This is a genomic window from Mesoterricola sp. MK458 (assembly GCF_055384935.1).
On the sequence record NZ_AP045075.1, the window covers coordinates 2,822,046 to 2,832,590 of the forward strand.

Here is a 10,545-nt window from a genome sequence, read left to right on the forward strand (position 1 = left end):
CCCCATGAGAATCCAAGTCCTTCCCCTCATCCTTTGCGCAGCCCTTTCCGCGGCGCCCCCCTCCCGCACGGAGACCCGCACCGAACCCCTGGCCATGGGCGCCAACCTGCGCATCACCCAGGGCGACGGCAAGGTGGAGATCAAGGGATGGGACAAGCCCGAGGTGCAGCTGGTGGCCGAGTTCGTGCCGGGCTCCCACCGCGGCGAGGCCAAGCTGGAGGTGCGCCGGGTGGCCGACGGCCTCGAGATCGAGGTGGACCGGCAGCGGCGGCACCGTGTCCGGATCCTCTTCTTCGGGCGGGTCCACGATCCCGTGTGCAACCTGACCCTCATGGTGCCCCGGAAGCTGAACGTGGATGTGCGCACCGTGGACGGGGCCATCGGCATCCAGGACCTGGAGGGCTACGCGGGCTGCCGCAGCGTGGACGGCCCCATCCGCCTCGAGGACATCAGCGGCGAGGTGCACGCCCGGGCCGTGGACGGGACCCTCACGGCGCGCAACCTCAAGGCCCGCATCAAGGGTGGCACCGTGGACGGCGGCATCACCCTCAGCCGGGTGGAGGGCGGCGTGGACGTCCACACCGTGGACGGCTCCATCACCGCCGAGGACCTGGACGGCTGGGGCGAGGGCCTGGCCTTCCGCACCGTGGACGGCGCCATCAGGGTCAAGCTCGGGCAGGCCAAGGGCAACGTCGAGGCCAGGTCCGTGGACGGGCGGGTGCGCTCGACCCTTCCCTGCGCCCCCGACGCCGGGAGCAAGCGCAACCGCTTCACCTGCTCCATACCCGGCCGCGACCAGAAGATCTCCTTCCGCACGGTGGACGGGAACATCGACATCGAATGACCCGGCCGCGCCGGGCTACTGGACGGACTCCACGCGGATGGAGAGCTCCCCGCCCTGGACCTCCAGGCGGGCCGCATCCCCGGGCCGCAGGCGCCCTTCCAGGAGCATGCGGGCCAGGCGGTTGACCACCACCTGCTGCACCAGGCGCTTCAGGGGCCGCGCGCCCATCTGGGGGTCGTAGCCTTCCCGGGCCAGCCAGGCCAGGGCCTCCTCGGGCACTTCCAGGGTGATCCGCTTGTCCTGGAGCATCCCCACGACGCGGAGCATCTGGATGCGGGCCACGGCCTTCATGTCGTCCACGCCCAGGGCGCGGAAGGTCACGACCTCGTCCAGGCGGTTCAGGAACTCCGGCCGGAAATGCAGCTTCAGGGCGGCCTGGATCTCCGCGCGGGCCTTGTCCACCTCGCCCCCGGCCTCGAAGATGGCCTGGCTGCCGACGTTGGTGGTCATGAGGACGACGGTGTTCCGGAAGTTCACGGTGCGGCCCTTGCCGTCCGTGAGGCGGCCGTCCTCCAGCACCTGCAGGAACAGGTCGAAGGTGCGGGGGTGGGCCTTCTCCATCTCGTCCAGGAGGATGACGGCGTAGGGCCGGCGGCGCACCGCCTCGGTGAGGCGGCCGCCCTCCTCGTAGCCCACGTAGCCCGGGGCCGCGCCGATCAGGCGCGTGGCGTCGGCCTCGTGGGTGAACTCGCTCATGTCGATGCGCACCATGGCGTTCTCGTCGTCGAAGAGGAACTCCGCCAGGGCCCGGGCCACCTCGGTCTTGCCCACGCCCGTGGGCCCCAGGAACAGGAAGGACCCGATGGGGCGCTTGGGGTCGCCAAGGCCCGCGCGGTTCCGGCGCAGCGCCTCGCTGATGGCCTCCAGGGCCGGATCCTGGCCCACCACCCGCTCCCGCAGTCGCTCTTCCATGTGGAGGAGCTTCTGGATCTCACCCTCCAGCAGGCGGGAAACGGGCACGCCGGTCCATTTGCTGACCACGGCCGCCACATCCTCCTCCCGCACTTCCTGGCGCAGCATGGCCCCTTCCAGGTCCTCGGAGGAGGCGAGCTGCTTCTCCAGGGTCGGGATCTCGCCATATTCCAGGCGGGAGGCCACCTCGTAGTCGCCGCGGGCCTTGGCCCGGTCCAGCTCGATGCGAAGGTCGTCCAGGCGCTTCTGGCGCCCGCGGTTCTCCTCGATGCGGGCCTTCTCCTGGTCCCACCGGGCGCGGAGGCTGCGCAGCTCCTCGGTGAGGTCGGCCAGTTCCTTGTCCAGCTCCCCGAGGCGGGCGCGGCTTGCGCTGTCCTTCTCCTTGGCCAGGGCGTGCCGCTCCAGCTGGAGCTGCATCTCCCGGCGTTCGCGCACGTCGATCTCGATGGGGCGGGTGTCGATCTGCATGCGCACGAGCGACGCCGCCTCGTCCACCAGGTCAACGGCCTTGTCGGGCAGGAACCGGTCCGCGATGTAGCGCTGGCTCAGGTTGGCCGCGGCCACCAGGGCCGCGTCGCGGATGCGCACGCCGTGGTGGAGCTCGTAGCGCTCCCGGAGCCCGCGCAGGATGGAGATGGTGTCCTCCAGGGCCGGCTCGTCCACGAAGACGGTCTGGAACCGCCGCTCCAGCGCGGCGTCCTTCTCGATGCGCTTGCGGTACTCGTCCAGGGTGGTGGCGCCGATGCAGCGCAGCTCGCCCCGGGCCAGGGCGGGCTTCAGGAGGTTCGCGGCGTCCATGCCGCCCTCCACCGAGCCCGCGCCCACCAGCAGGTGAATCTCGTCGATGAACAGGATGATCTCGCCGTCGCTTCCCTGGATCTCCTGGATGACGCCCTTGAGCCGCTCCTCGAACTGGCCGCGGTACTGGGTGCCCGCCACCAGGGCGCCCATGTCCAGGGACATGAGCCGCATGCCCTTGAGGCTCTCGGGCACGTCCCCCTTGGCGAGGCGCTGGGCTAAGCCTTCGGCGATGGCGGTCTTGCCCACGCCGGGCTCGCCGATGAGCACGGGATTGTTCTTGGTGCGCCGGCTCAGCACTTGCATGACCCGCCGGATCTCCTCGTCCCGCCCGATGACCGGGTCCAGCTTGCCGGACTGGGCCAGCGCGGTGAGGTCCTTCGCGTACTTCTCCAGGGAGGCGAACTTCTCCTCGCCGCGCTCGTCCTCCACCCGCGAGCCCTTGCGGGTCTCCCGGATGGCGGCCTCGATCTTCTTCCGGTCCAGCCCGAAGGACTCCAGGATCTTCTTGGCCTCGGTGCCCGCGTTCCCGAAGGCCAGGAGCATGGCGTCCGCCGCCAGGAACCGGTCCCCCAGCCCCCGGCCGGTGTCGCTGGACACCTCCAGGAAATGGCGCAGGGCCGGACCCGCCTGGGGCTCGGCGCCGCCGATGGCCTTGGGCAGCCCCGCCAGGGCGGCCTCGGCCGCGTCCGCCACGCCGGCCACCGCCTCCGGCGCGAGGCCGGCCTTCTCCAGGATGGGCCGCAGGCCACGCTCGGGAACAAGGATCGAAGCGAACAGGTGCTGGGGCAGGATCTCCGGATGCTGCCCGGCCACCGCGAGATCCCGCGCGGCGACCAGGGCTTCGTTGGCTTTCTGAGTGAACGGCAGCATGGCCATGAAACGCCTCCGGATCCAAGCTTAGGCCAAATGTGATTCATTTCAACTAAAGTTTTTTGAGCCAGATAACTAACCATTGAAAATCATCCCTCGATTTATTTTTATTTCATTTTGAGTCGACAAGCACGCTTACGGACACGAAGATTCATGGGCCGATCATGACCGCCCATCCCCGAACGGCATGATTAATTCAATATTTAATTCATACAGGAATCTTCCCATGAGCGCCCTTCACCCCTTTCTCCGGGAACCCCGCCGCCGGCGATTCCTCCTCCCCGCCCTGGCCCTGGGTTCCTGCCTCCTCCTGGCGACCGCCTGCGGCCGCAGCACCCGCTCCTTCCGGGACGATGCCACGACGCCTCCCACGGTCGTGTCCGTCTCGCCCGGCAGCGGGTTCCCCGGCGCCGGCGGCATCGTCATCACGGGAACGGGGTTCAGGGGGGCCGGCCAGGTCCTGTTCGGACCCACCCAGGCCCTTCGTTTCACGGTGGACAGCGATTCGCGGATCACCACCTCGGTCCCCGAAGCCACCCCTCCGGGCGCCGTGGCCGTCACCGTGCGGAAGGGTTCCATGTCGGGGACGTCCCCGGCACTGTTCACCATCAAGCCGCTGCCGCCCCCGGTGGTGCTCACCTCCTTCAGCCCCCAATCCGGAGTCGCGGGCACCGTCGTCACCCTCGCCGGATCGGGGATGACCGGCGCCACCGCCGTGGCATTCAACGCCAGGGCGGCCCGATCGTTCCAGGTGCTGGACGACACCCACATCGAGGCCACCGTCCCCGACGGGGCCGACTCGGGCCTGATCACCGTCACCGGCGCCGCCGGTTCCATCGCGAACAGCAGCGGGGACTTCACGATCGAGGCCTCCGGGGCCCCGGTGCTCCTCGCCCTCGCGCCGGCCTCGGGCGCCCCGGGCACGGCCGTGACCCTCACCGGCACCGGCTTCCTGGGCGCCACCGGGGTCCGGTTCGGGGGCGTGCCTTCGGGTCCCTTCCAGATCGACGCCACCGGCACCCGCATCACCACCACGGTGCCCGCGGGGGCGGCGACGGGCCCGGTGGTCGTGCTCACCCCCGTCGGAAATTCCCCCGAAACCCCCGCCACCACCTTCACGGTGGATGCCCCGGACATCCCTTCGGCCCCGGTCATCACCGCCTTGACCCCCGCCCAGGGCATTCCCGGCACGGAGGTCACCGTGACCGGCACCGGATTCAAGGGGGTCACCGGCGTCACCTATGGGGGCCTGGCCCTGCCTGCGGCACGGTATGACCTGGATTCCCCCACCCGCCTGCGGGTGCGGATTCCCGACGACGCCCAGGCCGGCGGAACCATCGGCGTGGCCACCGCAACGCCCCCCGCAGCCACGTCGCAGGACTTTGTCCTCCTGCCGTCACGCGGGACGATCATGCCCCAGCCCCTCGTCTCGAGCACCCACACGTTCGGCATGCCCTTGCTGGACTATCCGGCCAGGAGGCGCTCAGCCATATACGAGGGATTGTCCCTGCCCCTGGCGCCGGTCTTCCATGCCTACAACCCCATCGGCTCGACGGGATTCCGCCCCGACAAGTCCTATCCGTCCCATACCCTGAGCATCCTGCTTCCGCCCCCGTTCTACGAGGCGCTGCCCCGGCCCATCAAGGACCGGATCCAGGCCCTCGGCATTCCCCCGGCCAATGTGCAGATCCTCGTTTCCAGCCAGGACTACGCCTACGACGGCGTTACCCCGAACGACGGCGTCTACCTGTTCCGGCCGCACTACTGGACGGATCCCGACGCTCCCGACACCGGTGTGTACTTCCAGAACCATGCCCTGTCGGGGGGCATCTTCGAGGCGGACCCGGGCATCACGATCTCGGGCCACGCTCCCGGCGAATGGTTCGATTTCTCCATCACGACCCACGGACCTTCTCCCACGGTCGCCGGCCAGATCCTCGCCTCCGGCAACTCGGAACCCATGGCGGGCTTCGACACGAACACCTCCACCGGACTCTACAGCGTGGTCAGGGATGGCGACCGGGCCGCGGTGACCCTGCACCTCCTGTTCAACGACGCACACCAGGAGGCCCTCCTCTCCATCGCCGGCAACCCCAATACGGTGGGCGGCCTCCTCGAGGCCCTGGTGAAATCCAGTTTCGGCAACTCCCGGGGCATCCAGCTTCTGCTGGCCCTGGCCAGGCCCATCGTCGCCACCGTGACCCGGGCCCCCGCCAACGGCGGCGCCAACGTCCAGCTGACCCTCACCGGTTCAGGTTTCGGAAGCGCCACCTCCGTCCTGCTCAACGGAACGCCCCTGGCCGTCCAGGGCACGGGCAACAGCGACGCCATCCTCAGGGTCGAGGTCCCCGCGGGCACCACCGGAACCCTCCAGGTGGAGAGCCCCCTCGGAACCAGCGACGCCGTGGCCCTTCCGGCCCCCTGAACACCAGGAGCCGGGGGCGCAGGCCCCCGGCTCCTGGCAGAGAGCGTTTGTTCCTACCGCTCCGGGGCCAGCCCGAGGCTTTCGGGGGACCGCCACAGGGAGCTCAGCAGCAGTTGGCGCATGTGGAAGAACTCCTTGGGAAGCTTGTCGTAGAGCTTCTCGAAGAGTTCCTCGTGCAGCAGGATCTCGTGGCGCCACTCGTCGCGGCGGATGGCCATGGCGGCGCGGAAGCCCTCCTCGCCGAAGTTCTCAAGGCCTTCCAGGTGCAGGTCCTCGTAGCGGGGCACCCAGCCCAGGGGGGACTCGGCGGCGTAGGCGCGGCCGTGGACGCGGTCCACGATCCAGTTCAGGATGCGCATGTTCTCGGAGTACCCGGGCCACACGAACCGGCCGGCATCGTCCTTGCGGAACCAGTTGACGCAGAAGATGCGCGGGGGGTTCTTGATGTCGCGGCCCATCTGCAGCCAGTGGTTGAAGTAGTCGCCCATGTGGTAGCCGCAGAAGGGTAGCATGGCGAACGGGTCGCGGCGCACCTCGCCGATGTTGCCGGCGGCGGCGGCGGTCATCTCGCTGCCGATGGTGGCGGCGGTGTAGACACCGAAGTTCCAGTTCACCGACTGCACCACGAGGGGCACGGTGGTGGCGCGCCGGCCCCCGAAGACGAACGCGCTGATGGGCACGCCGTCCGGGTTCTCCCACTCGGGATCGATGCTGGGGCACTGGCTCGCGGGGGCGGTGAAGCGGCTGTTGGGGTGGGCCGCCTTGCGGCCGCAACCGGGGGTCCAGGGCTGGCCCTGCCAGTCGGTGAGCTTCTCGGGGACCTCGTCGGTCATGCCTTCCCACCACACGTCGCCGTCGGGGGTGAGGGCCACGTTGGTGAAGATGGTGTTCTCGGTCATGGAGAGCATGGCGTTGGGGTTCGACTTCATGCCGGTGCCGGGGGCCACGCCGAAGAATCCCGCTTCGGGGTTGATGGCGTAGAGCCTGCCGTCGGGGCCGGGCTTGATCCAGGCGATGTCGTCGCCCACCGTGGTGACCTTGTGGCCCGCGAACGCGCCGGGCACCTGGAGCATGGCGAAGTTGGTCTTGCCGCAGGCGCTGGGGAAGGCGGCGGCCACGTAGGTCTTCTCGCCGCCCGGCTTCTCGACGCCCAGGATGAGCATGTGCTCGGCGAGCCAGCCCTCGTCCCGGGCCATGCAGCTGGCGATGCGCAGGGCGAAGCACTTCTTGCCCAGGAGGGCGTTGCCGCCGTAGCCGGACCCGAAGGACCAGATGGCGCGCTCCTCGGGGAAGTGCACGATGTACTTGTTCTCCTTGTTGCAGGGCCAGCTCACGTCCTTCTGGCCGGGCTCCAGGGGCGCGCCCACGGAATGCAGGCAGGGCACGAAGTCGCCGGTGCCCATGACATCCCACACCTTCCGGCCCATGCGGGTCATGATCCGCATGTTCACGGCCACGTAGGCCGAATCGGTGAGCTCGATGCCGATGTGGGCGATGCGGGAACCCAGGGGGCCCATGCTGAACGGGATGACGTACAGGGTCCGGCCCTTCATGCAGCCACTGAACAGACCCTTGAGCTTCTCCTTCATGACCGAGGGGGCCACCCAGTTGTTGTTGGGGCCGGCGTCCTGCTTGCGCACGGAGCAGATGAAGGTGCGGTCCTCAACGCGGGCCACGTCGCTGGGGTCCGAAAGGGCAAGGTAGCTGTTGGGGCGCTTGGCGGGATTCAGCTTCTGGAAGGTCCCCCCGGCCACGAGCCGCCCGCACAGGGCGTCGTACTCCTCCTGGGACCCGTCGCACCAGTGGATGCTCTCGGGTTGGCAGAGGTCGGCGATTTCCTGGATCCAGGCGATGGCCTTCCTGTTGTGCACGTATTCAGGGACGTTCAGCACGGCGCTCATATGCCAGTCTCCAGTAGCATGTCCCGGGAATTCCGGAAAGGCCCGCCATTCCCTCAAACAGCTGATTGAACCCAGTCTAGACATGGGGTTTTCCTCCCGCAACGCGGAAGAAGGCTCCATGGGGCCGCGACGCGTTCTTCTTGGTATGCTTGGAACGCACCAACCCCTTGTTCCATGGGCTTCTTGGCCCCGATCCCGGCCAGTGTGACTTTTATCATTCTCCACCGGGACCCGCCGGGCGGATCATTAGCCCAGTCATTCGGCACCAACCTACCAGGAGCGGCCCGTGTCCATCCATCCCGAAGCCCAGGATCGCAACGATCGCCTCAAGGCCATCAACCCGGCCATCGCCGAGGCCCTCTCCCCCCTGGGGCAGCGCTCCTTCTTCCCCAAGGGCATTCCCTACCAGGCCGGCCAGAGCAAGGGCTGCGCCATCAACGCGACCATCGGCCAGATCACCGACGGCGCCGGCAACCCGCTTCCCCTGGCCCCCATGGCCGAGAAGCTCGCGGGCCTGAACCCCAAGGACGCGTTCCTCTATTCGCCCATCCAGGGCCGCGAGCCGGCCCGGAAAGCCTGGCACGGCAAGCTGGTCAAGGAGGACGCGCGCATGGAGGCCGTCGGCCTTCCCGTGGTGAGCGCCGGCATCTGCCACGCCCTGACCATGGGGGCCGAGCTCTTCTTCGGCAAGGGCGACACCCTGGTGCTGCCGGACCTCTACTGGGACAACTACGAGCAGATCTTCAGCATCCGCCTGGAAGGCGACTTCAGGCGGTTCCCCTTCTACAACGCGGCCATGGGCTTCAACGTGGAAGGCCTGCGGGACAGCATCGCCGGCGTCAAGGGCAAGGTCCAGGTTCTCCTCAACTTCCCCAGCAATCCCAGCGGCTACAGCCCGACCCCCGCCGAGATGAAGGCCATCGCCCAGGTGCTCGTGGACGCCGCCAAGGACCGCACGGTGGTGGTGTTCTGCGACGACGCCTACCACGGCCTCGTCTTCGACGAAAAGGCCACCACCAAGAGCCTCTTCTTCGAGCTCATCGGCCGCAGCCCCAACCTCATCCCGTTGAAGTGCGACGGCGTGACCAAGGAACTCAGCTTCTTTGGCGGGCGCGTGGGCTTCCTGTCCTTCGGGGTGGACAAGGAATCCGCCGCCATCCTGGTGGACAAGTGCATGGGCCTGATCCGCTCGGGCATCGGCAGCCCCGTGGGAATCAGCCAGTACCTCATGGAGCTCGAGCTGGCCGACGCCCGCCACGAAGCCGAGTTCGAGAAGATGCGCAAGGTAATGGGACGGCGCTACGAGATCCTGCGCAAGGCGCTGGACAAGCCCGTGCCCCACTGGACCGTCTTCCCCTTCAACGCCGGATGCTTCTGCCTGCTGGAACTGCGGCCGGGCCTCAACGCCGACGCCATCCGCCAGAAGCTCATCGCCGAGGAAAGCGTGGGCGTGGTGAGCCACGGCGACAAGTACATCCGCCTGGCCTTCTGCTCCATGAAGGAGGAGGCCATCCAGCCGCTCGTCGACGCGCTCGAAAGGGTCTGCGCGAGGAGCTAGGAGGCTGACCTAGACAACCCTCCCATCCAGGGGCGACCCTGGAGGGATGAATCCCTGGCGCGGTCTTCAAGGCCTTCCTTCCGGAATGTGGGTGCTGGCCCTGAGCACCCTCGTCAACCGCATGGGCACCATGGTGGTGTTCTTCCTGGCCCTGTACCTGGTGGGGGCGCGGGGCTGGACGGAGGCCCAGGCCGCCACGGCCCTCGCCGTCTACGGCCTGGGGGCCCTGGCGGCGAGCCCGTTCAGCGGGTGGTTCGCGGACCGGTTCGGCCACCGCTTCACCCTCGCCCTCAGCCTGGGCCTGTCCGCGGCCCTCCTGCTGCTGCTCCCGTCCGTTCCCACCCGGCCGCTCCTGCTGGCCACCATCGCCCTCTGGTCCGCGGCCACCCAAGCCTACTACCCGGCCTCCATGGCCCTCATCACGGACCTGGTGGCGCCTTCCTGCCGCAAGCAGGCCTTCGTGCTCCACCGGCTGGCCTCCAACCTGGGGATCTCCGTGGGACCCGCCCTGGGTGGGTTCATCGCCCACCGGTCCTTCGATGCCCTCTTCTGGATCGACGGCCTCACGACGGCCCTGGGGCTGGCCGTGCTCCTGGCGTTCGTGCCCTCCCCCGCGCCCGAACCCGCCCCCGCCCTGCCCACCCTCTCGGGCTGGCGGGACAGGCGCCTCCTCTGGCTCCTGGCGGCGCTGCTTCCCGCCACGGCCGTGTTCACCCAGATCCACGGCGCCCTGCCCCTGTGGGTCGTGCAGGGCCTGGGCCGCGGGACCCAGGTCTTCGGCCTGCTCTTCACGCTCAACACCGTCCTCATCCTCCTGCTGGAGGTGGCCGTCAACCACCGCCTGGCCCACTGGAGCCACGGGAGCCAGCTGGCCCTGGGAGCCGCCCTGATCGCCCTGGGCTTCGGCTCCCTCGCCGTGATGCGCCCCTTGCCCCTCCTGATCCTGGCCACCGTTGCCTGGAGCCTGGGGGAGATGATCTTCCTGCCCGCCTCCACCGACGCCGTGGCCGCCCTGGCGCCGCCGGACCGCAGGGGGCAGTACCTGGGCCTCTACAGCCTCGTGTGGACCCTCGCCCTGACCGTGGGGCCCTGGCTGGGCCTGGTGGTCTACGCCCACGGCGGCCCCTGGGCCCTGTGGGGAGGCTGCGCGGTGGTGGGCCTGGCGACGGCGGCCATGGCCTTCCGGACGCCCTGAAGGCCCATCCCCGGTATCCTGGATGTTTCGAGGTCTGCC

6 protein-coding genes are annotated in these 10,545 nt (G+C 68.8%); 4 read left to right on the forward strand and 2 right to left on the reverse strand.

What is annotated here, in order from left to right; genetic code table 11:
- Positions 1-4 precede the first annotated feature (4 nt).
- Positions 5-844, forward strand: coding sequence for a DUF4097 family beta strand repeat-containing protein (locus ACZ5LB_RS12265; RefSeq protein ID WP_464602510.1), 840 nt, complete (start codon positions 5-7; stop codon positions 842-844).
- Positions 845-859: 15 nt separating this feature from the next.
- On the opposite strand, the gene ACZ5LB_RS12270 is transcribed toward ACZ5LB_RS12265, so the two are convergent.
- Entirely contained in the window at positions 860-3,433 is a 2,574-nt protein-coding gene (locus tag ACZ5LB_RS12270; RefSeq protein ID WP_464602511.1) for an ATP-dependent Clp protease ATP-binding subunit, read from the reverse strand.
- Positions 3,434-3,653: 220 nt separating this feature from the next.
- Between ACZ5LB_RS12270 and ACZ5LB_RS12275 the strand changes: the two genes are divergently transcribed.
- Positions 3,654-5,852, forward strand: coding sequence for an IPT/TIG domain-containing protein (locus ACZ5LB_RS12275; RefSeq protein ID WP_464602512.1), 2,199 nt, complete (start codon positions 3,654-3,656; stop codon positions 5,850-5,852).
- A gap of 53 nt (positions 5,853-5,905) precedes the next feature.
- Here ACZ5LB_RS12275 and ACZ5LB_RS12280 read toward each other — a convergent pair whose 3' ends face one another.
- Complete coding sequence (locus ACZ5LB_RS12280; protein ID WP_464602513.1) at positions 5,906-7,753, reverse strand: phosphoenolpyruvate carboxykinase (GTP); 1,848 nt, start codon at positions 7,751-7,753, stop codon at positions 5,906-5,908.
- 286 nt (positions 7,754-8,039) lie between these two features.
- On the opposite strand from ACZ5LB_RS12280, the gene ACZ5LB_RS12285 reads away from it, so the two are divergent.
- Both ACZ5LB_RS12285 and ACZ5LB_RS12290 read left to right on the forward strand, forming a co-directional pair.
- The gene (locus ACZ5LB_RS12285; RefSeq protein WP_464602514.1) at positions 8,040-9,311 is read left to right on the forward strand and encodes an aminotransferase class I/II-fold pyridoxal phosphate-dependent enzyme; all 1,272 of its coding nucleotides are present in this window, start codon (positions 8,040-8,042) and stop codon (positions 9,309-9,311) included.
- Positions 9,312-9,357: 46 nt separating this feature from the next.
- Positions 9,358-10,506, forward strand: a complete 1,149-nt coding sequence (locus tag ACZ5LB_RS12290; protein WP_464602515.1) for an MFS transporter — start codon at positions 9,358-9,360, stop codon at positions 10,504-10,506.
- Positions 10,507-10,545: the final 39 nt, after the last annotated feature.